A 25,061-nucleotide genomic window follows, 5' to 3' on the forward strand; every position below is an offset into this window, starting at 1 on the left:
GATCGGGCCCGGCCCCGGGCGGCCGGACCGGCGGCCTGGACCGGCGGCAGGGACCGGCCTGCAGCACGCGCCCGGAGCCTGTGGCGTCCCCGTGATGACCGTCTCGCATGGCAAGACTGGCGCGAGGCGGTCCGTGTCGGAGATCGTTGGGGGGTCAGGGCGCCCGGTGTGGCGCCGAGCAGCGGAATGGGAGTCAATGGCGATGACCGAGACCTACGAGACCATCCTCGTCGAGCGCAAGGGCCGGGTCGGGCTGATCACCCTGAACCGCCCGAAGGCGCTGAACGCGCTCAACACGCAGCTGATGAACGAGGTGGTCGCGGCGGCCACCGCGTTCGACCGGGATCCGGAGATCGGCTGTCTGGTGATCACGGGCTCGGAGAAGGCCTTCGCGGCCGGGGCGGACATCAAGGAGATGCAGGGGAACAACTTCCCCGCCGTCTACCTGGACGACTGGCTGGGCCCGTGGGACCGCCTCGGCGAGCTGCGCAAGCCGGTGGTCGCGGCGGTGGCCGGCTTCGCGCTCGGCGGCGGCTGCGAGCTGGCCATGCTGTGCGACATCCTGCTCGCCGCCGACACCGCGAAGTTCGGGCAGCCGGAGATCAAGCTCGGTGTCATCCCGGGCATCGGCGGCTCGCAGCGCCTGACCCGGGCGATCGGCAAGGCCAAGGCGATGGAGCTGTGCCTGACCGGCCGGATGATGGGCGCCGAGGAGGCCGAGCGGGCCGGCCTGGTCTCCCGGATCGTCCCGGCGGACCAGCTGCTGGCCGAGGCGCTGGCCACCGCCGAGACCGTCGCGGGGATGTCCGCCCCCGCCGCCATCATGATGAAGGAGAGCGTCAACCGGGCCTTCGAGACCACCCTCGCCGAGGGTGTCCGGTTCGAACGGCGGCTGTTCCACGCCACGTTCGCCACCAGCGACCAGAAGGAGGGCATGGCGGCCTTCGCCGAGAAGCGCCCGCCGTCCTTCAACCACCGCTGATCGAGGCGCCCTTGGGCAGGCAGCCGGGCGGATTCGCGACCGCGGACTGGCGGCCCGCCGAGGTCCGACGGGGGCCTGGGTCGACCGCCCGGACTGGCGGCCGGTTCCAGCCGGTCGGCCGTCAGTCCTCGCTGACCATCGCGGTGTTCAGCCGGGCGAGCCCGCTGCGGGTGGCGGCGACCACGATCCGGTCGCCCGGTGCCAGGCCCCTGGTCCGGTCGGCGTAGCTCCACAGGTGGACGGCGGGGTTGGCGGCCAGCCGGACGGCGACCACCCGCACCCCGCCCGGGTCCTCGATGTCGTGCCGGTTCATGCCGACCAGGCCGCCGCCCTCCTCGGCCCGCAGTTCGGCGATCAGCAGGACGTGCCGGAACACCGCTAGCGTGCCCAGGACTTCACGCCCCATCAGGGCGGCGGCGAAGGCGGGCGCGGCCAGGTAGGACACCGAGCGGGACGCCGCGTTGTCCAGCGTGGCGTACAGGTGGCCGGCGAAGTTGTCGTCGAAGATCCGTACCACCACCCGCACTTCGGGCTTTCCGGCACGGGCCTCCAGCGCGGCCTCCAGGTTGGTGGCGTCGTCGCCGCTGACCGCCACCAGGGCCCGGCTGTGCTTCAGCCGGGCCCTGCGCAGCTGGTCCTCCAGCGGGCCGTCGCCGACCACCACCGGGATGCCGAGGGCCCGCAGGGCGGCGATGCCGCGCGCCTGGGGGTCGCGCTCCAGGCCGACCACCGGTACGCCGAGGCCGTGCAGTTGGGTGGCGACCCGGGTGCCGACGTTACCGAGGCCGACCACGATGACGTGGTCCCGGGTGCCGGCACCGGGGTTCCGGGGCTGGCCGCGCCGACCGGAGCCCAGCACCTCGACCATGATCGCGGTGGCGACGGGCGCGAAGGTGATCCCGCAGAAGGTGATCACCACCTGGGCGACCCGCTGCCAGGTGCCGCCCGTCCCGGTGGCGCCGGCCGCGCCGCCCGGCTGGTCGGGCTGCGCCGCGCCGGCCAGGTCCAGCAGGGAGACGTAGAGCGACCAGCCGAAGTCCCGGTTGAGGTACCAGAGCAGGCCGAAGGCGAGGAGCACGGCGGCGAGCGCGGTGATCAGCACCAGTCGCAGCCGGGCGCTGGTGAAGAAGCGCAGGGTGTCGAGCAGCCGCCAGCGCACGCGGCGCAGCCAGGCGATCCGGACGACGGGTTCGCTCGGCAGCGCCTGGAGGGCGGCCACCCCGCCGGTCTCCGCCGGGTCGGGTTCGGGCGCCGGGTCGGGCCGGGCGCCGCCGGGGCGGATCGGGCCGCCGTCGCCGAACTCCCCGGCCAGCCGGACGAAGGAGGCGGAGTCGGTCTCCTGGTCCGGGAGCAGGCGGATCCGGCTGAGGTCCTGGCGGTCGATGTGGTCGGCGACCACGCAGATCCGGCCGGAGTCGATGTCGTCGTCGAAGGCGATGTGCAGGAAGCGGTCGCCGACCTGGACGGCGTTGGGGCGGGACAGCGCGGCGGCGGCGAGGGCGGGCGCGGCGGTGGCGGAGCCGGAGAGCGCGGCGCCGTTCTTCAGCAGCCCTTCGATGTTCTCGCCGAGGCGCTGGTTGAACATCCGCAGCACGATCCGGATGTCCGGGTTGTGGCCCTGGGCGCTGAGCGCGGTGTGGATGTTCTCCTGGTCGCTGCCGTCGACCAGGGCGAGGCCGCGCGCGGTCTCGACCCGGACGGCGCGCAGCGCCTCCTCGGTGACGCTGCTGTACTCGACCACGGCGGCGACGCCGGGCAGCTGCTCGATCCGCGGGGCGTGGTCGCGTGTGCGGTCCGGGACGAGCACCACCACCGGGACTTCGTAGTGCTCGACCAGTTCGACGACCAGCCGGTGGGCGAGCGCGTTGCCGCCGCACACGATGTAGTGCTGGCTGATCGGCTCGACCGGAGGGGTCCCCCACCCTTCAGAAGTCATATTGCCGGATGGTATCGACGCGAGGTAATCGGGAGGTGTCGTTCCGGCGACCGAGGGGCGATCAGTTCGGCGGCCGCCGGCCCCGAGGGCGTCCCCCGAACGGCCGTACCCGGCGCGCGGGGCGGCCCGGCCGCGACGACCATGAGGAACGCCCCCTGCCCGTCACGAGTCGCCAGGAGTACGCCGCCGTGGTCTCCCCGATCATCACCCCCAACGGTTCCCCGGTCCCCGGGCCGCTCGGAATGCTCGCCAAGGCCGCCTGGCAGGTGCTGCTGGCCGCCGGGCTCGCCTCACTCGCCCTCGGGATCATCGTGTTCGTCTGGCCGAAGCAGACGCTCACGGTGGTGGGCGTGCTGTTCGGCCTCTACCTGCTGATCATCGGGATCATGCAGCTGGTGGCGGCGTTCGGCACACACGCCAGCACCGCACTGCGGGTGCTGGCCTTCATCAGCGGCACGATCTGCGTGCTGCTCGGGCTGCTCTGCTTCCGCAGCGCCGTGCAGTCGCTGCTGCTGCTGGCGATCTGGATCGGTATCGGCTGGCTGTTCCGGGGCATCACCCAGCTCGCCGCCGCGGCCTCCGACCCCGACATGCCGGCCCGTGGCTGGCAGGCCTTCGCCGGTGTGGCCAACACCCTGGCCGGCGTGCTGCTGATGGTCTGGCCGGTCGGCTCGATCAAGGCGTTGACCGTCCTGGCCGGGTGCTGGCTGCTGATCCTCGGACTGATCGAGATCGTGACGGCGTTCCAGGTCCGCAGCCGGGCGAAGCAGATCCCGGCGGGTGTCTGACCGCAGGCCCGGGGGCACCCCCGACCGCGGGGTGCCTACGGACGGGGTGTCTACGGACGGGGGGCGTAGCCGAGCGTGAACTCCGCCTCCCGCAGCCGCTCCGGGGTCAGCCGCAGACCGGTGAGCGCCTCCCCCAGGGCGAACGCCGCCTCGGTGGTCAGCGCGATGTCGCGCTCGTCCTCCCCGCGGAGGTCGAACCCCGCCTGCGCCAGCAGCGCCACCAGCTCCGGCGCCTGCGCGTCGGTGCCGTCCCGCTGCGTGGGGAAGAGCGGCTCGAAGTTCAGCCGGTTCCGCTCCCCCTCCCACCAGTGGAAGTGGTCCGCCGCGTTGACGTTGCGCTGGTGCGCGACCAGCCGGGTGCCCGCGGCGAGCCCCGGCAGCAGCTCCCAGGTGATCCCGAGGTAGCCGTTCACCTCGACCGCCACCGCCCAGCCGTCAATTTCGGTGACGGCGACGACCATGAGCTCCTCGTCCTCGCGCCCGTGCAGCGCCTCGTCCCCGTCGAGCTCGCCGTCCTCGTACGACTCCCAGGCGCGCAGCACCTCCAGGACGCCGGTGACCGGTCGGCCGGGGACGGCCCGGAAGCGGTGCAGCAGCTCCCCGGCGGATATCCCCTCCACCATGGTCAGGCAGTACGCCTCGGTGATCGGGGCGTACTCCGTGCCGTCGATCCAGGTGTAGTCGGTCGCGTGTGCGGTCATGCCGCAGATGCTGCCACCCCGGTCTGACATCCGGTCCGGCGGTCGGCCGGTCGGCCGGTCGGCCGGTCAGCTCCAGAGCGGCCGGTCCGTCCCCCAGCGACCCGGCGGGCGGGACCAGTCCGCGGGGCCGCCCCGATAGGAGACCGGCGGGAGGGCGTAGCGCAGCCGGCCGTACGCGGAGTCGGTCTCGGCGAGCCGGAGCGCGGCGTCGTACGGCTCGTCCTTCGACGGCTCACCACCCGGCGATCCGACGGGCGGTCCGGCGGGTTCGATGTCGTCCGTCAGCCAGGACGCCGTTCCGGCGAGCGAGAACCTCAGGTGTCGGCCGCCGGGCCGCCCGGTGCGCTGGTCCGTGAGGGCGCGCAGGACCCCGGCGGCGAGCAGGTAGCCGGTGCCGTGGTCGAGGGCCTGGGCGGGCAGGACGCCGGGGCGGCCGTCGGCGCCGGCCAGGGTGGCGGCGATGCCGACACCGGCCTGGACCAGGCTGTCGAAGCCCCGGCGGGCGGCCCACGGACCGGTCCAGCCCCAGGCGCAGAGCTGGGCGACGACCAGGTCGGGGCGGCGTTCGAGCAGGGCTTCGGGGGCGAGGCCGAAGCCGTCGAGGGCGCCGGGGCGGTAGCCGGTGACGACGACGTCGGCGGTGGCCAGCAGGTCCTCGAAGGCGGCCCGGTCGGCGGGTCCGGTGAGGTCGAGGCGGGTGGAGCGCTTGCCGAAGCCGGTGTCGGCGTGGGCGTCCTCGGCCTCGGGCAGGCGGGGCGAGTCGACCCGCAGGACGTCCGCGCCGAGCAGGGCGAGGGTGCGGGTGGCGACCGGCCCGGCGATCACCCGGGTGAGGTCGAGGACCCGGACGCCGGCGGCGGGCAGGGCGGCGGCGGCGAGCGGGCGGGCCGGTGCCTCGCCGACCACCCGGGACTCCGCCAGCGGGTGCCGGACGCCGGGGGCCGGGGGTGCGACGGCGACGGCCAGCGCCCCCGCCTCGTACGCGCGTTCCTGGATCCACTCGGCGGGGTGCTCGCGCAGGGTCCTGCCGAGCTGCTCGGCGTCCGTGTCGGCGGGCAGTCCGAGGGCGGTGAGCAGCCGGACCCGGTGGTGCGGGTAGTTGGCGTGGGTGCGGACCCAGCCGTCGGCGGTCTGCCAGAAGCCGGAGAGCGGAGCGAAGCTGACCGGTGTGCGGCCGTCGATCTGCAGATGGCGCTCGCTCACGAAGGCGGTGGCCACGGCTCCCTGGTCCACCCGGACCTCCGCCACCGCGCCCGGCTCGCCGCCCGGCTGCGGGTCGGCACCGCCCCCCGCCCCCGCGCCGCCCGCCCGCAGTGCGGCCAGTTCGGCGGCGGCCAGCGAGCAGGCGGCGACCGTCGCCCGGGCGAGGCGGCGCACCGGCAGCCGGGAGGGCAGCACGGCGTCGGGGCCGTGGAAGGAGACCCGGTCCAGCAGGTCGGGCCGGCCGCCGAGGGCCGCCCAGGCCTGGGCGGTGGGCTGGTCGGCCGCGGCGGCCGGGTCGACCGAGGGCATCGAACGCTCTGTCATGTGCGCATTCTGCTCCTGATCTCAGGCGCTCGCCGTGACCCCCGCCACCAGCATCAGCAGCACCGCCGAGACCACGGTCATCCGGCGGGCCGCCTGCGGGGTGCCGCCGAACCGCCCGCCGAGCCGCCCGCTGGCGTGCGCGACCAGTGCGTAGACGACGGCGCAGGCCAGGACGTTGAGCGAGCCGAGGGCGAGCACCTGGCCGCCGACCGGCAGCCGGGCCGCGGGGTCGACGAACTGCGGCACCAGGGAGAGGTAGAGCAGCAGGCCCTTGGGGTTGAGCAGGGCGGTGAGCATGCTCTGGCGCAGCACGGTGGCGGTGGGCTGCGCACGCGGCGCGGCCAGCGCGGTGGCGGCGCCGCCGCGGCGCAGCGCGAGCAGCATCGTCACGGCCAGCACCAGCAGGTAGAGGGCGCCGACGATCCGCAGTGCGGGTAGGGCCGCGGGGACGGCGCGCAGCGCGGCGGCGAGGCCGGCGCTGGAGAGCAGGGTGTGCACGGCGTAGCCGGCGCAGACGCCGCCGACGGCGATGAGGGCGGAGCGCCGGCCCTGGCCGAGGCCGCGGGCGGCGATGTAGAGCCAGTCCGGACCGGGGGTGCAGACCAGCAGCAGGTCGACCCCCACGAAGAGGAGGAGGGCGTGCGTATCCATGGGTGGTGACCTGTCGTGTTCGCGCAGAGGGTTCTGGTTACTGAAGGTAGCCGGACCGGACTGGCAGCCGATGGCCACTTCAGGCTGCCCCGCGCCCGGTTTTGGCAGAATGTTGCGCTATGGACCGCATCGACCGCAGAATCCTCCACGAGCTCCAGCAGGACGGCCGCCTGACCAACGCGGAGCTGGCCGCCAGGGTCTCCCTCACCCCCTCACCCTGTCTGCGCCGGGTCCGGCAGCTCGAACAGGACGGGGTGATCCGCGGCTACCGGGCGCTGCTGGACGGCGCCGCGCTGGGGCGCGGCTTCCAGCCCTTCGTGACGATCACGATGCGGCACGAGGACCGGGAGACGGTGGCGGAGTTCGAGCGCCGGGTGGCCGGGCTGCCGGAGGTGGTGGAGGCGCACCGGCTGTTCGGCGAGCCGGACTACCTGCTGCGGATCGCGGTGGCCGACATCGCCGCGTACGAGCGGTTCATCACCGACGTGCTGTCGGGGCTGCCGGGGATCGCCCAGGTCAACTCGCACCTGACGATGAAGCGGGTGAAGGCCGACCACGGCATCCCGACGGGCGGCTGACGGCCCCGGCGCGGTCAGGGGTCCGGGGTCCGGGGTCAGGGATCCGGGATCCGGGATCCGGCCGCTCGGGTCGGCGGGTGGCCGGAGGCGTCAGTAGCGGTGTCAGTAGCCGAACCGCAGCGCCCGCACCCGGTGGTCGAAGTTGGACGGGATCAGCTCCGGCTCGCCGAGCGAGTGCACCTCGGGCAGCCGGGTGAACAGCTCCCGGTAGAGCACCTTCATCTCCTGCCGGGCGAGGTGCGCACCCAGGCAGTAGTGCGGCCCGCCGCCGCCGAAGCCGAGGTGGGGGTTGGGGCTGCGGGTGATGTCGAAGGCGTCCGGGTCGGTGAACACGGCCTCGTCCCGGTTGGCCGAGCCGAAGAACAGCACCACCTTCTCGCCCGCCAGCAGCAGCGTGCCGCCGGGGCCGCCGAGCTCGTGGTCGGTGGCCAGGGTGCGGCGGAACTGGATGATCGGGGTGGAGTGCCGGACGATCTCGTCGACCGCGCCGCCGAGGTGGCGGTCGAGGTCGCCGAGCAGCAGGGCGCGCTGCTCGGGGTGGGTGGTGAGCAGGTGCAGGCCGTGGGCGAGCGCGTTGCGGGTGGTCTCGACGCCGGCGACCAGCAGCAGGGAGAAGAAGGCGCCGAGCTCCCGCCCGGTCAGCCGGCGGCCGTCGACGTCGGCGGTGACCAGGGCGGAGACGAGGTCGTCGGTGGGCCGGCGGCGGCGCTCGCGGCCGAGCTCGGCGACCATGCCCTGCATCCGGGCCAGCGCGCGCAGCCCGCGCCCGGGGATCCGGATCCGGCTACGCAGCGGGCGGGCGACACCGGTGTGCTCGGAGGCGTGGTTGACCTGGTCCAGGATGGCGCGGCGGGGCTCCTCGGGGATGCCCATCATGTTGCAGATGACCTGGAAGGGGAGCTCCGCGGCGACGGCGGTGACGAAGTCCGTGGGCCGCTGCTCCACCACCTGGTCGACCAGGCGGCCGGCCACCCGGCGGATGTCGTCCTCGGCCCGGGCGAGCAGGCGCGGGGTGAACGCCTTGGAGACGATCCGGCGCAGCTGGGCGTGCCGGGGGTCGTCGAGGTTGACCATCGAGTCGCCGAACAGCGTCCGGACCCAGCGCGCGGGCTCGGGGGTGGTGACGCCTGGTCCGCTGAGGAAGACGGCGGGGGTCCGGCTGGCCTCGACCACGTCGGCGTGCCGGACCAGTGCGTGGAAGCCCCGGCCGGGGCCCTTGGCCGTCGGGTCGCCGAAGTAGACCGGTCCGGGCCGGCGGCGCAGTTCGGCGAAGGCGGCGGCGCGGGCGGGCGCGGGCTGCCGCCAGAACAGGGGGTCGGCCAGGTCGGCGGGGGGGCCGGGCTCGGTCACCGTGCCCGTGCCGGGTGTGCCCATACCGGGTCTCCTGTCCTGTCGGCGTTCCCGCCGGGTGTCCTGGCGTTCCCGCCGTGCTGTCCTGTCGGCGTGTCCTGTTCGGCGCTCCCGCCGTGGTCGCGCCATGTGCCCGCGCGGTGTGGGCACCCTGGATGAGCACATTTAGGGAGCATCGACAGGACCGTGTCAAACCGCAACTATCGTCATATGGGCGGACTATGGCTGGTTTTCAGACCCTGGCGTGGGAGGTGATGTCCGCGCCGAACTCCTCGATCATCGCCGGGGTGACGGTCGGCCGGGCCTGCGCGATGGCCGCCAGGTAGTCGGCGGTACCCGCGCCGTCCAGGTCTCCCGGCCGGTCATCCCGGCCCTCCCAGTCCTCCTGGTCCGCGCCCTCCGACACCGTCAGGTCCCGTTCGAAGGCGGCCTGGGCCGCGACCCGGGCCGCGTGCTCGATGTCCGCCGGGGTGAACAGCTCGCTCGCGCCGACCAGCACGCCGAGGTCCACGTCCGCCCGCCCGGCCGCGTAGCGGGACCAGATCGCGGACCGGGCGGCCGCGTCCGGGGTGCCGATCGGGATCAGGTAGTCGAAGCGGCCCGGGCGCAGAAAGGCCGGATCCAGCGAGCGGATCGAGTTGGTCGCGCAGACCAGCAGCCGCTCCTCGCCCTCCCGGAAGCCGGGGATCAGCTTCAGCAGCTCGTTGGTGACGCCGTGCATGCCGCCGTGCGCGCCCTCGGTGCGGACCGGGGCGATCTCCTCCACCTCGTCGATGAAGACCAGCGCCCGCTCCAGCTGCCCGATCCGGGCGAACGCGTCGCGCAGCGCCGCCGCCAGGTTTCCCTCGTCCGCCAGCCGGGACGGCAGCAGCTCCACGAACGGCCAGCCGAGCCGGGAGGCGATCGCCCGGGCGAAGGTGGTCTTGCCGGTGCCGGGCGGCCCGAACAGGGCGATCGCCCGAGGCGGGCGCACCCCGTGCCGGGCCGCCCGCTCCGGTTCGGCGAGCGGTAGCACCACCCGGCGCTCGATCAGGTTCTTCTCCGCCTCCATGCCGGCCACCTTCGCCCACAGGTCGCCGGGCAGCAGTCGCCCGCCCAGCTCCTCCAGCAGCCCGCTCGCGGCGCCCGCCTGCGGTTCGTCCTTCTCGAAGTAGGCGGCCGCCGGGCGGCGGGTGTAGCCGGCGTTGTGCAGTCCCTCGCCGAGCAGCTCCTCCTCGGGCAGGACGTAGGCGATCCGGCGGACCCGGTTGGAGACCAGGCGGCGCTCCAGCTCGCGCAGCAGTGAACTGGCCAGTCCGCGGCCGCGCCAGGCCGGGGCGATGGCGATCCGCATCACCCAGGCCCGCTCCCCCGCCACACAGGCCAGCGCGGCGCCGATCGGCGCGCCCTGGTGGACGGCGACCACGGCCGGCTGGCGGGAGGTCAGCGCGCCGATGCACTCGGCGAGCGAGAACACCGACTCCTGGCCGAGCTCCGCCGTGGTGTCGATCAGGTGGACCACCGCCGCGAGGTCGTCCTCGCGATAGTCGTGAATCAGCCAGTTCACCACTCTGCCGCCTCTCCGTCCTCACCGGTCCGTGCCGACCCGTGCCGGCACACCGGCCCGCCGGCCGTCGGCCGCGCGGTGCCCGAACGCTACGGTCGGGCCCCGCCCGCGGTCGCGCGCCGGAACGGACAACGGCGCCGCCGGCAACCGTACGAACCGCCTCTGGCGCGACGGCGTCCGGCGGACACCCGCCGGGCGGCCGGCAGGCCCGCCCGCGGCGCCCCGACCAGCCCGCGGACCGGGCCCGACCGGGTGGCCGGGCATGTTCTCACGGGAGCGGAACCGGCCAATACCCGAGGGGGAGGTACGGGGTGACACGGGCGAGTGCGACGATGAGTGCCATCGTGATGACCGACCGGATTCGCTCGCTGCGCGCCGCGGTCTTCGCCGCGCTGTGCGTGGCGCTGGCCGCCACGGCGCACGTCGCCATGGGCGGCGCCGGGGTGTCCCCCGCCGTGCTGGCGGGGGCGTTCGGTCTGGTCCTCGGCTTCTCCTGGCTGCTCGCGGGCAGGCAGCGCGGCCTCGGTCTGATCAGCCTCTGGATGGTCGCGGCGCAGACCGTGCTGCACCTGGTGTTCCAACAGGCCGGCACGTCGGCCACCGGCGGCGGAGGGCTCGGCCGACTGGCCGGGACGGACTGGGCGGGCCTGCTGCTGTGCAACCCGCAGAGCCTGCCGGCCGACATCTCCCCCACCGAGCTGGCCCGGATGGCCGGGCTCGACCCGGACACGCCTCCGGTGAGCGGCATCCGCGCCATGGCGGGGATGCACCATTCGGCCTCCTCCCTGGGCGCGGTGCTGCCGGGCTCCTCGGAGGCCTCCGGGATGTCGGGGATGGCAGGCATGTCGGACATGCCTGGGATGACCGGGATGACCGGGATGGGCTCCTCCGCGGGGACGCCCCCGCACGGCATGTCGGCGCACGGTATGTCCGCGCACGACATGTCCGCGCACGGCATGTCGGCGCACGGCATGTCGGCCGGGATGCTCGCCGCCCACGTGCTCGCCGCCCTCGCCTGTGCGCTGCTGCTCTGGCGCGGCGAGGCGGCGTTGGTCCGGCTGTTCGACCTGCTGGCCGCGCTGGCCGGCGCCCTGCTCCCGATCCTCGTCCTGGCCGCGCCCCGCGGCTACCGACCCCCGGCCGCGCCCAGACCGGTCGCCCGGCGCGCCCGGCCGCCCCGGCTGGTGCTGCTCTCGCACGCCCTCGTCCGGCGCGGCCCGCCCTCCCTCGTCCCCGCCTGCTGACGCGCCCGCTTCCGGTCACCGCCCACGGTCACCGCTGTGGCGGGCAGGTCGCCCTGCGCCGCACCGGCTCGAACCGGTCGCGCCGCCAGGGCCAGGGCCCGCGTGCCCGCCGCCGAGTGCGGCGCCGGCCCGCCGAAGCCCCGTCCGATGCCGACGGTGCCGTCCGCAGACTGCACCGCGCCCAGCACTCCCCCGGGACCACTCATGCCTGACCACGACGGCGCACCGGCCTCGCCCGCCGCCACCGTCCTACCGCTCCGGACGGCCGGCACCCGGCCGATCACCGGGCGCCCCGCCGGGGCCGCCCGCAGCGCCTCCCGCCACCTCGCCCTCCCGGTCGTCCTCCCCGGTGCGCCGCTCCTCGGCCAGCCGGGCGAGGAGGCCCGCCGACCAGTCCGCCGAGGGGCCGTCCGCCGGACGCAGTCCGCGCAGCCGCTCCGCCCGCTCCAACCACTCGCGGCAGACCGGGCACCGCTCCACGTGCTTGTCCAGCCGACGGTCCGGCAGGCCTGCCGGTTCACCGTCGAGGCGGCTGGACAGGGCGGAGCGGAATCGGGCGCATCTCATACGGTCATCGTCCCGCACCCGCACCCGTCCCGGACCGCCCGGGTGGGAGGCCGTCGTGGATGACGATCAGCTGACCGCGCTGGCCCTGGCCGCGCGCGAGGGCCGGGCGGCGGATGTCGAGGCCTTCGTCCGCGAGACCCAGCGGGACGTGTGGCGGTTCGTCGCGCACCTCACCGACGTGCAGTCGGCGGACGACCTGGCCCAGGAGACCTTTCTGCGGGCCCTGCGCAGCCTGCCGGGCTTCGCGGGCCGCTCCTCCGCGCGGACGTGGCTGCTGTCCATCGCGCGCCGGACGGTGATCGACCGCTACCGCAGCGCCGCCGCCCGGCCGCGCTGTGCTGCGCTGCCGGACTGGCAGGAGGCGGCCGAGCGGCAGAGCACCCCGCCGGCCGCCGGCTTCGAGGACGGCATCGCCCTCGGCGACCTGCTCGACCGCGTCCCGGCCCAGCGCCGGGAGGCCTTCGTCCTCACCCAGGTGGTGGGGCTGAGCTACGCCGAGGCCGCCGAGGTGGCCGGCTGCCCGGTCGGCACCGTCCGCTCCCGGGTCGCCCGCGCCCGCGAGGAGCTGATAGCCCGGCTGCGGGCCGCGGAGAACGGCGAGGCGCCCGCCGCTTCGGCGTCCGCCGAGCTCGCGGCGGCCTGCTGACGTCGGGCGGCCGACGCCGGGCTGTCGACGGCTGAACGGGTGGCGGTGCCATGGCACCGCCACCCGTTCCAACCGGCCGCCCGCGCCCGGCGTCAGGGCCTAGCCGCGGAACGCCTCGGGCCGCTCGGGGCTGGCCGAGGCCAGGGCCTTGGTCACCTCGTCCACGCCCGCGCGCAGGCCGTAGACGGGGGTGTCGGGCTGCTGGCGCCAGGACTCGTCGATGCCGCCCGCGTCCACGGTGTCGAAGCCCAGCTCGTCGATCAGGTCGCGCACGACCTGCTTGGCCGCCTCGTCGTCGCCGGCCACCGGCAGCGCGATGCGCTCCGCGTCCCCCTGGGCGCGGGGCCGGTCGAGGATGTCCTCCGCATAGGTGCCGTTGAAGGCCTTGACCACCGGGTGGCCGATCTGCCGCTCCGTCCAGCGGCTCTCGGTCAGCCCCTCCTCGATGTCCGCGATCCGGCCGTCCCGCTGCTGCGGGTAGTAGTTCCCGGTGTCGATCACGGTGACGTTCTCGGCGGCGCCGTCGAACAGCCCCGGCGGCAGGTCCGGCACGTTCTTCAGCGGTACCGTCACCACCACGAGCTGGGCGCCGCGGGCCGCCTCGGCCACGGTCACCGGGGTGGCGCCGGTCTCCTCGGCGAGCGCGGTCAGGGTGTGCGGGCCGCGCGAATTGGCCACGGACACCTCGTGCCCCAGTGCGGTGAGCCGCCGGGTCAGGTTGCCGCCGATGTTCCCCGCACCAATAATGCCGATCTTCATGATGATCCTCTCGGGCCTTCCGCAACCGTGCGTCGTGCCTGGCTGCAACCCCGGGCGGGGCGGGGCTATTTCCGACCCGGCGGGGACATTCGGGCGAGGGCCTGCCCGGCACCGCGGAATTCCGGCCCGCCCACCTTGATCGTGGGCGATCGGGACCGGCCAGGACCGGCGCAATCCGGCCAACCGGAAAAATTCCTTCAAGTGTTCGGAACCAGGGCCGCCGCGCCTCCGACTGCTGTACCGGACCCCGCCGCCCTGGCGGTGTCCGGCACGGCACGGGGACGGAGGAAGATCCATGGCAGCGCAACAGCCGCTGGCCACCGCTGGACTGACCGGTGATCAGGCACAGCCTGAGGACCGGTGGAGCCTGGTCGTGGCGGCGGGGCTGCTCTCGTTCGTGGCGATGCTCGACATGAACGTCGTCAACCTGGCGCTCCCCGACATCGCGGACAGCTTCCACATCTCCGCCGCCACCGCCCAGTGGGCCGTACTCGGCTACCAACTCCCCTTGGTCGCCCTGCTGCTGCCCGCCGGACGGTGGCTCGACCAGGTCGGCACCCGGTCCGCGCTGCTGCTGGCGGTGAGCTGCTTCGCCTTCTGCAGCGTGCTCGCCTCGCTCGCCCCGTGGGCGAGCTGGCTGATCGCCGCACGACTCGCCCAGGGCGCCTTCGGCGCGGTGCTGTTCGTGCTGATGCCGGTCCTGGCCGCCCGGTCCGTCCGGCCCGAACTGCGCGGACGGGCGATGAGCGTACCCGCCACCCTCGGACCGCTCGGCGCCGTCACCGGACCGGTGATCGGCGGCCTGCTGCTCGACCACACCGGCTGGCGGGCCATCTTCCTGGTCAAGCTGCCGGTCTGCCTGGCCGCCCTGCTGATCGCCCGGCGCCACGCGCCGCTCGGCGGCCGGCTGCGGCTGCCCGACCGGGACTCGCTCGTCGACGCCGGCCTGATCGGCTCGGCGGTGGCCTCCGTGATGCTCGCGCTCACCCTAGCCCCCGACGCGCCCCTGTGGCTGCTGCTCGCCCTGCCCGCCGCCCCGCTCACCGCCTACTGGCTGCGCCGGCCCGGCGGGCGACCCGTCGCGGGCGTGCTGCGCGCCTCCGGGACGGCCGGGGTGAACGCCTCGGTGCTCTGCCTCGCGGCCGGCTTCGCCGCCAACCACTACCTGCTCGCCCAGCACCTGCGCCGGGACGACGGGGACAGCGCCACCACCACCGCACTGACCATGCTCGCCTTCCCGCTCGGCATGGTGGTCGCCGGCCGCTTCGGCGGACGGCTCGCGGACCGCTGGGGCACCCGGCCGACCGCGCTCACCGGCGCCGCCGTCACCGCGTTCGGGATGCTGCTGCTCATCCCGCTGGACGGCGACTGGGCACCGATCGACATCTCCTGGCGGCTCGCGCTCGCCGGGGCCGGCATGGGCCTCAACGGCGGCCCGGTGCAGGCCCTGGTGATGACGGCCTCCCCGCCGGCCCAGATGGCCACGGCCGCCTCCGCCGTCCAGCTCTCCCGCAGCCTCGGCTTCGCCCTCGGACCCGCCCTCGCCACCGCCGCCACCGTGTTCGGCGGCACCGGCGCCTCGGGCAACCGGGCGGGGCTCGTCCTCGCCACGACCGCCGCCGTGCTGGCCGTGGCCCTCCTAGCCCTGCACCACCGCACGACCCGCAAAACCGGCACGACCGGCGCCTCCGGTTCCCGGTAACCGGGCCGGGGCGCACCGCACCACCGCACCACCGCAGTTGGCACCACCGCACACCGCACCACAGCACATGGCACCGAAGACCCGACCGGAGGAAACACCCGCATGACCGACACCGTCCACGAGCCGACGGCCGGCGATCCGGCCGAAGCCTCCAGCTGCCCATTCGGCTACGACCGACTCCCGGACCCGGTACCGCTGTACGGCCCGGAGTACAAGAGCGACCCCTATCCCCTCTACCAGCGGATGCGCGAGGCCGGCCCGGTCCACCGGGTCAAGTTCCCCAGCGGGATAGCCGCCTGGCTGGTGACCGGCTACAAGGCCGCCCACGAGACCCTCAACGACCCGCGCCTCGGCAAGAACCACTCACTGGGCAACGAGGGTTGGCGCAAGCTCGCCTCGATCATGCCCGAGCCGCAGCACTCCCAGCTCCAGGTCCACCTGCTGCACCAGGACCCGCCGAAGCACACCACGATGCGCAAGCTCGTCCTGGACGCCTTCGCGCCCCGCCGGGTGGAGGCCCTGCGCCCGCGGCTGCAGGAGCTCGCCGACGACCTCGTCGACGAGCTGCCGGAGAGCGGCGACACCGACCTGGTGGCCGGCTTCGCGGCCCACTACCCCTTCCGCGTGCTGGCCGAGACCATCGGCCTGCCCCAGGAGTTGGCCGTCCGCTTCGACCGCGACTGGGGCAAGGTCGTCCAGCCCGTCGGCCCGCAGGACCCGGGCCGTCCGGCCTACGAGGGCCGGCTGCGCGGACTGCAGACCTACATCGCCGACGTGGTCTCCCACAAGCGCGCCACCTACGACCCGGCCGGGCCCGACGTGGACCTGCTCGGTCGCCTCGTCGCCGCCTGCGACGCGGGCGAGTTGAGCCCCGAGGAGCTCGACTCCATGGTGTTCCAGCTGCTCGTGGCCGGCCAGGAGCCCGTCACCAACCAGATCACCACCATGGTGATCACCCTGCTGCGCCACCCCGAGCAGCTCGCCCGGCTGCGCGACGGCCTCGCCGACGACCCGGGCCTGCTCACCCGCGCGGTGGAGGAACTGCTGCGCTACGACGCCGCGTTCGAGCTCACCACCTGGCGCTTCTTCGCCGAGGACAGCGATCTGCACGGGACGGCCATCCCGGCCGGCGACTCGGTGATCGTCTCGCTCTGCGCCGCCAACCGTGACGGGGAGCAGTTCCCGGACGCCGACGTCCTGGACTTCGACCGCTCCCCCAACGCCCACCTGGCCTTCGGCCACGGCATCCACTACTGCCCCGGCGCCGCCCTGGCCCGGGCCGAACTCCAGATCGCCATCGGCACCCTGGTCACCCGGCTGTCCGGGCTGCGCCCCGCCGACGGGAACGGCCAGGAGCTCGACGCGCTCACCTGGGTGCCCGCCGTCCTGGCCCGCGGGGTCAACCAACTGCCGGTCGCCTACGACAAGCGGGCCTGACCGGCCCCGATACTCCCCGGCACCACCCCCAGCGTCCTGGCAACCAGTGCCAGGGCGTGGCTCTGCCTGCCCTGAAGCCCGCTCACCGTTCCGTGGAGGACCGCCATGCCGCCCGCCGGCACAGTTACCACCGAATCCCAGCCCACCGAATCCCAGCCCACCGGGCCCCAGACCGCTGCCGCCGCCGTCGCCCAGGACCCGCAGGCCCTGGAGCGGCTCTGCGCCGACATCCTCGACCTCCTGCTGCCGCACCGACGGGCCTCCGACCCGGAGGTCGACGCCACACCGGCGGACTTCCCGCTCCAGCTGGAGCAGTTGGCCGACTTCATCACGGCCGGGGACCCGATCCTCTTCACCCTGCCCGGGTTCCCCTGCAAGTCGCCCAACCTCGCCAAGGTGCTCAGCCACCTGCCCGACGAGGGCGAGCGGCTCTCGCTGACCTTCCTCAACCGCCTGTGCGAGGAGATCGGCAAGCTCTACGAGCCCGGCGCGCAGATCCTCATCTGCTCCGACGGGCACATCTTCGGCGACCTCATCCACGTCCCGGACGACCACATCGACCAGTACTCGGACGAGCTCACCGCGATGATCGAGCGCGAGGGCCTCACCCACCTCTCCACCTTCGACCTGCGGGCCGTCCTCGGCGACCTGCCGTTCGACGAGAAGCGGGCCCGGGTGCACGCCCAGTACGCACCCACCAAGGAGGAGCTGCGCGAGCAGGTCATGACCGACGAGGAGACCCTGCGGCTCTATCGCGGCATCACCCGCTTCCTCACCGAGGACACCTTCGGCTTCGAGGGCACCAAGTCCGCCCTGCAGCGCGACTGCCGCCAGCGCGCCTACGGTGTCATCCAGCGCAGCCGCGCCTGGGGCGACCTGATCGCCGAGCAGCACCCCCGGTCGTTCCGCCTCTCCATCCACCCGCAGAAGGTCGGCGTCCTCAAGTTCGGCATCCGGCTGCTGGAGGCCGCCGACGCGTGGATGACCCCCTGGCACTCCTCGGTGCTCCACCGCCCCGACGGGGAATGGGAGTTGCTGCGCAGCTCGGACGCCGCGAAGGTCGGGCGCCTGGTCGAGCGCAACGGCCGGCCCAGCCACTACGAGACCTCCTGACGCTTCAGCAGGTCTGAGGACGACGCGGGTGTGCGGTGGTCGAAGGCGATCAACGGATCACCGGTGAGCGGATGTTCGACCACCGCCGCCCGCACCCCGAACACCTCGGCGAGCAGCTCCGCCGTCAGCACGTCCCGCGGCACCCCGGATGCCACCAGGGTGCCGCGGTGCAGTACGTGCAGCCGGTCGCAGACCGAGGCCGCCGCGTTGAGGTCGTGCAGCGCGACCAGCGTGGTGCGGCGCTGCTCCCGCAACAGGGCGAGCAGTTCGACCTGGTGGCGGACGTCCAGGTGGTTGGTCGGCTCGTCCAGCACCAGGACGTCCGGCTGCTGGGCGAGCGCCCGGGCCAGCAGGACGCGCTGGCGCTCGCCGCCGGACAGCTGGGCGAAGCGGCGGCCGGCCGCGTCCGCCATGCCGACCCGCTGCAGCGCGTCCGCGACCAGCCGGTGGTCCTCGGCGTCGTCCGCGGCGAACGCCCGCTTGTACGGGGTGCGGCCCATCGCCACCACCTCGAGGACGGTCAACTCGAAGTCCCCGCCGCGCTCCTGCGGCAGGGCCGCGATGTGCCGGGCGGACTCGGCCGGGGTGAGCTCGGCGAGCTCGCGGCCGGCCAGCAGCACCCGTCCGGCGCTCGGCTTCAGGTGCCGGTAGACGGTGCGCAGCAGGCTGGACTTGCCGCTGCCGTTCGGACCGACGAGTCCGGCGATCTCCCCCTCCTTGGCGACCAGATGGACGCCCGCCACCACCGTCCGACCGGACAGGGTGACGCTCAGATCCTCGACCGCGATCCTCAATTCCGCTCCAGACGTCGGTCCAGCAGGTAGAGCAGGGTGGGTGCGCCGAGCAGGGCGGTGACGACGCCGATCGGCAGCTCCTGGGTGTCCAGGGCGGTGCGGGCGATGGTGTCGACCACCACCAGCAGGACGGCCCCGGTGAGGGCGGACAGCGGCAGCAGCCGCCGGTGGTCGCCGCCGACCAGCAGTCGGCAGACGTGCGGCACCATCAGCCCGACGAAGCCGATGGCCCCGGAGACGGCGACCAGGACGCCGGTCAGCACGCTGGTGACGACGAATACCTCGCGGCGCAGCCGGGTGACGTCGACGCCGAGCCCGGCCGCCGTCTCGTCGCCCATCAGCACGGCGTTGAGCCCCCGGGCGCGGGCCTGGAGGAGGGCCAGTCCGAGGGCCACCGCGAGGGCGGGGACGACGAGTTGGCTCCAGACGGCGCCGCCGAGGCTGCCCATCAGCCAGAACAGTACGCCCCTGGTCTGCTGTTCGTCGCTGGTCTGCAGGACCAGGTAGCTGGTGAAGCCGGTGAGGAACTGCCCGATGCCGATGCCGGCCAGTACCAGGCGCAGCGGGGAGAAGCCGCCGCCGCGCCGGGCGAGCACCCAGACCAGGGAGAACGCCCCGAGCGCGCCGAGGAAGGCGGCCAGCGAGACGGTCAGTCCGATCGCGCTGCCGAAGCTCAGCTCCAGGCCGAGCCCGGCACCGAGGACGATCATCGCGACGGCTCCGAGCGAGGCGCCGGAGGAGATGCCCAGCAGGTAGGGGTCGGCGAGCGGGTTCCGCACCAGGGCCTGCACGGCGGTGCCGACCAGGCCGAGCCCGGCACCGACCGTGGCCGCCAACAGGGCACGGGGGAAGCGCAGTTGCCAGATGATGAGGTCCCGGGTGCCGGGCGCGGGGACCCGGCCGGTGAGCCGGCGGGCGACCACCGACCAGACCTCGCCGGGCGGGATGTCGACCGAGCCGAGGGAGACGGCGGCGGTCAGCGCGAGGAGCAGGGCGACGGCGAGCCCGGCGGCCAGCGGCCCGGCCCGCAGGGTGCGTACCCGGCGGGCCCTGTCGACGGTTGCGGTGGCCGAAGTCACCGGCTACTGCGCGTTCTTGACGAGCGTCGGGTGGATGGTGGCGGCGATCGTCCGAACGGTGTCGGCGTTGCGCACCCCCGCGATGGTGGTCACCTCGGAGCCGATCCGCAGGAAGTGCCCGTCCTGGACGGCCTTGAGCCCCTGGGTCGCGGGGAAGCCCTTCAGGAAGTTCTCGGCCTCCTCGAAGGCCTTGCGGTTCTCCTCCTCGCTGCCCCGGTTGCGCACCCCGAGCTGGATCCAGTCCGGGTTCCTGGCGACCACGTCCTCCCAGGAGACCGGCTTGAAGTCGGCGTCGCAGTCGGCGAACACGTTGCGCGCACCGGCCAGGGTGATCACCGCGTTGGCGACCTGTCGGCCGCAGACGGCGATCGGCTGCTTGGTGCCGGCGTCGTAGTCGAAGAACAGGTAGCCGGGCCGCTGGTCGGCGGGGACGGCGGCGGTCGCGGAGCGCACCTCGCCGATCTGCTTCTCCATCCCGGCGACCAGCTCGTCGGCCTTCGCGGCCGTACCGGTCACCGCGCCGAGCCGGCGGATGTCGTTCTCCACCTCGGCGAGGTCGGTGCGCGGCCCCTTGACGGCCTTCGGCGTGCCGGCGCAGGCGGTGGAGAGCAGGAACACGTGCTTGATGCCGGCCGCCGTGAACTCCTGCTCGCTCGGTGCGTCCCCCATGCCGCCCATCGTCATCGCCCCGAAGGCGTCGACGTAGAGGTCGGCGCCGGAGCCGAGCAGCTTCTCCTTCGCGATGCCCATCTGGCCCAGGACCGGTACCTTGGCGCCCTGTTCGGCCACCGCCGCCGACAGCGAGCCCTTGCCGGGCGGGAACCCGGTACCGATCACGCGCTCCCCCGCGCCGAGTTGGAGCAGCATCTCCAGGCCGGCCGCGTTGCTGGTGACGATCCTGCGGGGGGCCGCGGTGATACTGGTCTCCTTGCCCGCGCAGTCCGCCACCTTCACCGGGTACGCCCCGGCCGCGGCGGCCGGTCCGGCGTCGGCGCTCCCCCCGGCGCCACTCCCCCCACCGTCGCTCCCACAAGCCGTGGCGAACAGGGCGACGGCGGCCGCGATACCGTGGAACACGCGAGGGCGCATGAAAGATCTCCTGGTCAATGGTTGTGCTGGGGCCCACCACTACGGACCCGGATCAGATAGTCGGCCGTCATCACCGAAGGGTTCCCGGGAGTTTCGGCATCGGGCGCATCCGGCGACTCACGCGCCCCTCGGGGACGTTGCGGACACGCCGTAGGCTTGCGGGCATGGCCCTCCCCCCCGCGCGTGCCGTGCCTCCCCAGGACGACCTGGGGCGTTCCGTCCCGCTCGGTCCGGCCCCCGTCCGGCGGGTGGTCTCGCTGGTGCCGTCGCTGACCGAGGCGGTCGCCGCCACCGCGCCGGGCCTGCTGGTCGGTGCGACCGACTGGTGCAGCCACCCGGCCGACCTCGCCGTCACCCGCGTCGGCGGCACCAAGAACCCCGATGTCCCCCGGATCGCGGCCCTCGCCCCCGACCTGGTGATCGCCAACGCCGAGGAGAACCGCCTCCCCGACCTGGACGCGCTGCGCGCCGCCGGTCTCGCCGTCTGGGTCACCGACATCCGGACCCTCGACCAGGCGTTCCACTCCCTGCACCGCCTCCTCACCGCGGCCTGCGGCCTGCCCCGCCCGGCCTGGCTCGACGCGGCCGAGGCCGCCTGGCGCGACGCCCGCCCGCTGCCCCTGCCGCTGCGCGCCGTCGTCCCGATCTGGCGCCGCCCCTGGATGGTCCTGGGCGGCGACACCTTCGCCGGGGACCTCCTCCACCGCCTGGGGGTCCCGCTCCTGCACGCCGGCCACCCGGAACGCTACCCCGCCATCGCACTCTCCGAACTGATCGCGCAGGGACCGGAGTTGGTGGTCCTCCCGGACGAGCCGTACCGGTTCACGGCAAAGGACGGGCCGGAGGCCTTCCCCGGGATCCCGGCCGCTCTGGTCAGCGGGCGCCACCTCACCTGGTACGGCCCGTCGCTGGCCGAGGCGCCGGAGGTACTGGCGGCGCAGCTGCGCCGGGGCGCCGCGGCCCGACCGCCGGCGGGGCCTGCCACCCGCCCGCCGGTGCGGTGATCGACCCGTCGTACGATGCCCCTTTCGCCGGGCCGTCCGGCGACGAACGGGGGGTTGGACCACGATGCACGGACGTGCCTCACGACGAACACTGGTGGCGGTGACCGCGCTGGCCGTCTCGACGGCGCTGCTCACCGGGTGCGGCAGCAAGCCGGCCGACGCCACAGCGGGCGGAGGCCCGACCACACCGGCCGCCACCGGCCCGGAGGCCTCGCCGTCCGCGACGCCCTCCCCGACGCCGTCCGCCTCCCCGTCGCCGACGGCGAGCACGAGTCCGAGTGCGAGCGGATCGCCGAGTGCCACGGCCGGCAAGTCCGCAAAGCCGAGCCCCACCGCGACCCCGAGCGCTGCCAGGTCGACCAGCGCGAAGCCCGCCGAGCCGGCCCAGAAGGCGTCCTCCCCCGCGGCGGCGCCCGCCCCCGCGCCCGCGCCCGTACCCGCTGCGGCGGCGCCGCCCGCGCCGACCCAGAAGCCCGGACCGGTCGCGCCGCCGCCACCACCCGCGCCGCCGACCCCGCACGTCCCGCCGCTGCAGAGCAGCTGCAAGCCCAGCTACCCGCAGCCCAACGAGCCGAAGGAGGCCGTGGGCACCGCGCTCACGACCGCCGCCGGCCAGCCCCGCACGCTGAACCTCAGCAACGGCGGCACCGACAAGCTCCCGGCGCTGCCCGTCAGCCTGGTCAAAGCGATCGCCTGGCAGGAGAGCGGCTGGCAGTCCGGCATCCTCGCCTGCGACGGCGGCATCGGCACGATGCAGATCATGCCCGCGACGGTGAGCTGGATGAACGGCAAGTTCGCCACCACCTCCGACCCCAACACCCTGGCCGGCAACGTCCAGCTCGGCGCGCAGCTGCTCGACTGGCTGGTCGCCTACTACGGCGACTCCTCCTTCGGCGGGAAGTACGACCTCTCGCCCGACCCGGTCACCGGCAAGACGCCGCTGCTCGACCTGGTCATCGCCGCGTACAACGCGGGCGCGGGCAAGGTGCACTACAACACCGTCACGGACCCGGTCACCGGCGCCGTCAGCGGAAGCCCGGAGATCCCCAACCCGTCCTACGTGGCCAACGTCAAGTCGCTGATGTCGAGCGCCCCCTGGACCAAGGCCACCGGCTGACCGGTCGGCCGGACACGGCAGCGGGCCCGGTGGATGCGAGTGCATCCACCGGGCCCGCGGTGTTCCGTTCGGCCCTGCGGCCGGTCAGCTCGGGGCGGTCAGCTCCAGCCGGTCAGCTCCGGGCGTCGGCGACGGCCGTGCCCAGCGCCTCCTTGATGCGCGGGCCGAGGCGGGCGAAGCCCAGCTCCTTCATCGCCGCGCGCAGCAGCTCCTCCTCGCTGCGGTCGACACCGTCACCGTCCACCCAGCGGACGACGGCGAGCAGTTCCTCGGCCGAGTAGGCGGTCACCGGACGGCCGGGCGTGAAGTCCGGCTTCTCCGGGCGCCCGGCGGCAGCGGGCTCGGGCTCGGGCTCGGGCTCGGGCTCGACGGCAGCGGCCGTCTGGGGCTCCGGCTCGACCACCGGCTCGGGCGCGAGCTCGGGCTCCGGCTCGGACACCTCGGCCACCGGCGCCTCGGCCGTGGCAACGGGCTCTGCCTCGGCGACGGGCTCGACCTCGGCCACCTCGGCCGGGACCTCCTCGACGACCGGCTCGGCCTCGACAGCCTCGACCGGAGCGTCCTCGACCTCGACCTCGACGGCGGCGTCCGCGACCGTCTCCTCCGGAGCGATCGGCTCCTCGGCCACCGGAAGCTCGGCAACGGGCTCGACCTCGGCGACCTCGGCAGCCTCGGTCTCCAGCGCCTCGACCGGAGCCTCCTCGGCGACGAGCGCCTCGACCGCGGCAACGGGCTCGGCCTCGGCGACGGGCTCGGCCTCGACAACCTCAGCCGGGGCCTCCTCGGCCACAGCCTCGGCCGGATCCGCTTCGACCACGGTCGGCTCGCCCTCGACGACGATCCCGATCTCGACCTTGGCCTCGACCTCAACCTCGGTCACCTCGGCCTCAACCTCGGTCACCTCGGCCTCGACTGCCGTCGCCTCGGGCTCGGCCTCCTCGACCGGGGCATCCGCCTCAGCGGCCGGCTCGACAGCGTCCTCGGCGATCTCAGCCTCGACCTCGACCTCGACAGCAACCTCTTCCGGCACCGAGACGGCGACGACCGCAGCGGCCACCAGGTCGTCGGCGGCCGGGGACGGAGCCGGCAGCGTGACGACGATCGGCGCCTCGGCGACGGGCTCCTCGACCACCGGCTCGTCGACGACCGCATCGACCTCGACGGCAACCTCGACCGCGGCCTCTACGGCGGTGACCGCGTCGGCATCGGCGTCGGCAGCCTCAGCAACCTCGACGGCCTCGACGGCCTCGGCGACCTCCGCCTCGGTGGCCGCCTCCTCCGCGACGTCCGCACCGACGGTCTCGGTGTTCTCGACGGTCTCGGTGCTCTCGGTGCTCTCGGTGCTCTCGGTGACAGCGACGGTCTCGGCGGTAGCGGTCTCCGCCCCCGCGAGCCCGTCCCGCTGCCCGCCCGCGAGCGCCTGGCGGGCCCCGTACGCGGCCTCGGCGGCGCGGCGGTCGGCGCGGGACGCCGTCAGCTCGCCGAGCAGCTCGGTCAGGCCGGCCTCCTCCAGCGAGGTGCGCAGGGTGCGGATGGTCGGCAGGCGGTAGAGGGTGCCCTCGTCCGCGGCCAGCCGCTCCACCAGATCGATCAGCTCGCCGAACGGCAGCCCGTCCAGGTCGTGCTCGGGCAGCAGCCGGGCGAGGTCCCGCAGGCCGGTGTTGATCGCCTCGAACGCGGTCGCCGTGCGCTCCACCAGGGCGCCGTCGGCGGGCGCGACGGGCAGGGTGCCCTCGGGGGCGAGGACGGCCCAGGCGCGGCGCTCGATCTCGGCGGAGGCGAGCGCCTCGTGCAGGTCCTCGGGCCGGACCTTGCGGCCGCCGACCACCAGCGCGGCGGCCTGCTTGCGCAGGGCCCGCACCCGCAGGAACGACAGCTTGACGCCGCGCTCCCGACGCCAGCCGCGGTCCGCCGTGGCGGCGGCGAGGGCGTCGAGGTCGGCGTCGTACGCGGCGCCGATCAGCGTCGAGGAGGTCCGGTGGACCCGCTGGAGCAGCTCGACCAGCAGCGCCGCCTTGGCGACGGTGCCGGGCTCCTCAAGCTTGGCGTCCGCGGCGAGGCTGGTGACGGCCTCCCAGGTCTGCTGGAGGTCGCGGCCGCGCAGTTCGGCCAGGACGGTGGAGGCGGCGCGGGCGTCCTCCGGGGTGGCGACGGTCTCGACGGCCGCGTACCAGGCGTGGGTCTCGGCGGTGAGGGTGAAGGCGCCGAGTTCGGCGTACCGGCCGAGGTCCTCGCGGAGGTCGGGTTCGGCCGTGGCCTCCTGGCCGCGGGCCTGCTCCGGGTTCGTGGCGTCCGCGGCGTCCGTGGCAGAGGCTGCGTCGGCGGCGTCGGCGTTGCGCGAGTGAAGCACTGTCATGTGAGGTCCGGTTCTGGGCGACGGCGGCGGGGCTGGCGGCGAGGGGGACGGCGGACCGGTTGTGCGCGGACCCCGGCGGGAGGGCTGGGCGCGCG

The 25,061-nt window shown here is 74.4% G+C and carries 22 protein-coding genes; 10 read left to right on the top strand and 12 right to left on the bottom strand.

Annotated elements, in window-relative coordinates; all coding sequences use genetic code 11:
• Positions 1-202: 202 nt before the first annotated feature.
• Entirely contained in the window at positions 203-982 is a 780-nt protein-coding gene (locus ACIGZJ_RS05560) for an enoyl-CoA hydratase (protein ID WP_396456063.1), read from the top strand.
• A 121-nt stretch (positions 983-1,103) separates the two neighbouring features.
• Here ACIGZJ_RS05560 and ACIGZJ_RS05565 read toward each other — a convergent pair whose 3' ends face one another.
• Positions 1,104-2,918: an NAD-binding protein gene (locus ACIGZJ_RS05565; protein ID WP_396456064.1), complete on the bottom strand. Its 1,815-nt coding sequence runs from the start codon at positions 2,916-2,918 to the stop codon at positions 1,104-1,106.
• 188 nt (positions 2,919-3,106) lie between these two features.
• Here ACIGZJ_RS05565 and ACIGZJ_RS05570 point away from each other — a divergent pair, with 188 nt between their 5' ends.
• Positions 3,107-3,706, top strand: coding sequence for an HdeD family acid-resistance protein (locus ACIGZJ_RS05570; RefSeq protein ID WP_396456065.1), 600 nt, complete (start codon positions 3,107-3,109; stop codon positions 3,704-3,706).
• A 50-nt stretch (positions 3,707-3,756) separates the two neighbouring features.
• On the opposite strand, the gene ACIGZJ_RS05575 is transcribed toward ACIGZJ_RS05570, so the two are convergent.
• The 3 genes from ACIGZJ_RS05575 to ACIGZJ_RS05585 form a co-directional block, all read right to left on the bottom strand.
• Positions 3,757-4,407, bottom strand: a complete 651-nt coding sequence (locus tag ACIGZJ_RS05575; protein WP_396456066.1) for a DUF6461 domain-containing protein — start codon at positions 4,405-4,407, stop codon at positions 3,757-3,759.
• Positions 4,408-4,473: 66 nt separating this feature from the next.
• Positions 4,474-5,934: a CoA transferase gene (locus tag ACIGZJ_RS05580; RefSeq protein WP_396456067.1), complete on the bottom strand. Its 1,461-nt coding sequence runs from the start codon at positions 5,932-5,934 to the stop codon at positions 4,474-4,476.
• A 21-nt stretch (positions 5,935-5,955) separates the two neighbouring features.
• Positions 5,956-6,585: a LysE family translocator gene (locus tag ACIGZJ_RS05585; protein ID WP_396456068.1), complete on the bottom strand. Its 630-nt coding sequence runs from the start codon at positions 6,583-6,585 to the stop codon at positions 5,956-5,958.
• Between the two features lie 119 nt (positions 6,586-6,704).
• Between ACIGZJ_RS05585 and ACIGZJ_RS05590 the strand changes: the two genes are divergently transcribed.
• Complete coding sequence (locus ACIGZJ_RS05590) at positions 6,705-7,163, top strand: Lrp/AsnC family transcriptional regulator (RefSeq protein WP_392931914.1); 459 nt, start codon at positions 6,705-6,707, stop codon at positions 7,161-7,163.
• A 102-nt stretch (positions 7,164-7,265) separates the two neighbouring features.
• Here ACIGZJ_RS05590 and ACIGZJ_RS05595 read toward each other — a convergent pair whose 3' ends face one another.
• Both ACIGZJ_RS05595 and ACIGZJ_RS05600 read right to left on the bottom strand, forming a co-directional pair.
• A complete protein-coding gene (locus ACIGZJ_RS05595; protein WP_396456069.1) occupies positions 7,266-8,537 on the bottom strand; it encodes a cytochrome P450 in 1,272 nt (423 codons plus the stop codon).
• A gap of 208 nt (positions 8,538-8,745) precedes the next feature.
• Entirely contained in the window at positions 8,746-10,059 is a 1,314-nt protein-coding gene (locus ACIGZJ_RS05600; protein WP_396456070.1) for an ATP-binding protein, read from the bottom strand.
• Between the two features lie 347 nt (positions 10,060-10,406).
• Between ACIGZJ_RS05600 and ACIGZJ_RS05605 the strand changes: the two genes are divergently transcribed.
• A complete protein-coding gene (locus ACIGZJ_RS05605; RefSeq protein WP_396456071.1) occupies positions 10,407-11,303 on the top strand; it encodes a hypothetical protein in 897 nt (298 codons plus the stop codon).
• A gap of 249 nt (positions 11,304-11,552) precedes the next feature.
• On the opposite strand, the gene ACIGZJ_RS05610 is transcribed toward ACIGZJ_RS05605, so the two are convergent.
• Positions 11,553-11,870, bottom strand: coding sequence for a zf-HC2 domain-containing protein (locus tag ACIGZJ_RS05610; protein WP_396456072.1), 318 nt, complete (start codon positions 11,868-11,870; stop codon positions 11,553-11,555).
• A 55-nt stretch (positions 11,871-11,925) separates the two neighbouring features.
• Between ACIGZJ_RS05610 and ACIGZJ_RS05615 the strand changes: the two genes are divergently transcribed.
• Positions 11,926-12,516, top strand: a complete 591-nt coding sequence (locus ACIGZJ_RS05615) for a sigma-70 family RNA polymerase sigma factor (protein WP_392931923.1) — start codon at positions 11,926-11,928, stop codon at positions 12,514-12,516.
• Between the two features lie 99 nt (positions 12,517-12,615).
• On the opposite strand, the gene ACIGZJ_RS05620 is transcribed toward ACIGZJ_RS05615, so the two are convergent.
• On the bottom strand, positions 12,616-13,275 hold the full coding sequence (locus tag ACIGZJ_RS05620) for an NADPH-dependent F420 reductase (protein WP_396456073.1): 660 nt from the start codon (positions 13,273-13,275) through the stop codon (positions 12,616-12,618).
• Between the two features lie 295 nt (positions 13,276-13,570).
• On the opposite strand from ACIGZJ_RS05620, the gene ACIGZJ_RS05625 reads away from it, so the two are divergent.
• The 3 genes from ACIGZJ_RS05625 (at position 13,571) to ACIGZJ_RS05635 (ending at position 17,527) form a co-directional block, all read left to right on the top strand.
• Positions 13,571-14,977 carry an MFS transporter gene (locus tag ACIGZJ_RS05625; protein ID WP_396456074.1) on the top strand — a complete coding sequence of 469 codons (1,407 nt, stop codon included), beginning with the start codon at positions 13,571-13,573 and terminating at the stop codon, positions 14,975-14,977.
• A 102-nt stretch (positions 14,978-15,079) separates the two neighbouring features.
• Positions 15,080-16,414 (top strand): cytochrome P450, encoded by a 1,335-nt coding sequence (locus ACIGZJ_RS05630; RefSeq protein ID WP_396456075.1) that lies wholly within the window; start codon positions 15,080-15,082, stop codon positions 16,412-16,414.
• Positions 16,415-16,519: 105 nt separating this feature from the next.
• Positions 16,520-17,527 carry an L-tyrosine/L-tryptophan isonitrile synthase family protein gene (locus tag ACIGZJ_RS05635; RefSeq protein ID WP_396456076.1) on the top strand — a complete coding sequence of 336 codons (1,008 nt, stop codon included), beginning with the start codon at positions 16,520-16,522 and terminating at the stop codon, positions 17,525-17,527.
• Here ACIGZJ_RS05635 and ACIGZJ_RS05640 read toward each other — a convergent pair.
• From ACIGZJ_RS05640 to ACIGZJ_RS05650, 3 genes are read right to left on the bottom strand one after another with little or no spacing between them, the layout of a single operon-like run.
• Complete coding sequence (locus ACIGZJ_RS05640) at positions 17,512-18,321, bottom strand: ABC transporter ATP-binding protein (protein WP_396456077.1); 810 nt, start codon at positions 18,319-18,321, stop codon at positions 17,512-17,514. The genes ACIGZJ_RS05635 and ACIGZJ_RS05640 overlap by 16 nt on opposite strands.
• Positions 18,318-19,400 (bottom strand): FecCD family ABC transporter permease, encoded by a 1,083-nt coding sequence (locus ACIGZJ_RS05645; RefSeq protein ID WP_396456078.1) that lies wholly within the window; start codon positions 19,398-19,400, stop codon positions 18,318-18,320. Before ACIGZJ_RS05645 ends, ACIGZJ_RS05640 begins: the two co-directional genes overlap by 4 nt.
• 3 nt (positions 19,401-19,403) lie before the next feature.
• A complete protein-coding gene (locus ACIGZJ_RS05650; RefSeq protein WP_396456079.1) occupies positions 19,404-20,489 on the bottom strand; it encodes an ABC transporter substrate-binding protein in 1,086 nt (361 codons plus the stop codon).
• Between the two features lie 164 nt (positions 20,490-20,653).
• Between ACIGZJ_RS05650 and ACIGZJ_RS05655 the strand changes: the two genes are divergently transcribed.
• Together ACIGZJ_RS05655 and ACIGZJ_RS05660 are read left to right on the top strand one after the other, a co-directional pair.
• Positions 20,654-21,493, top strand: coding sequence for a helical backbone metal receptor (locus ACIGZJ_RS05655; RefSeq protein ID WP_396456080.1), 840 nt, complete (start codon positions 20,654-20,656; stop codon positions 21,491-21,493).
• 100 nt (positions 21,494-21,593) lie between these two features.
• Complete coding sequence (locus ACIGZJ_RS05660) at positions 21,594-22,610, top strand: transglycosylase SLT domain-containing protein (protein WP_396456081.1); 1,017 nt, start codon at positions 21,594-21,596, stop codon at positions 22,608-22,610.
• Positions 22,611-22,722: 112 nt separating this feature from the next.
• Here the strand turns inward: ACIGZJ_RS05660 and ACIGZJ_RS05665 are convergent, their stop codons facing one another.
• On the bottom strand, positions 22,723-24,966 hold the full coding sequence (locus ACIGZJ_RS05665; RefSeq protein WP_396456082.1) for a hypothetical protein: 2,244 nt from the start codon (positions 24,964-24,966) through the stop codon (positions 22,723-22,725).
• Positions 24,967-25,061 lie beyond the last annotated feature (95 nt).

The organism is Kitasatospora sp. NPDC052868 (assembly GCF_044547105.1).
Lineage (GTDB): Bacteria > Actinomycetota > Actinomycetes > Streptomycetales > Streptomycetaceae > Kitasatospora.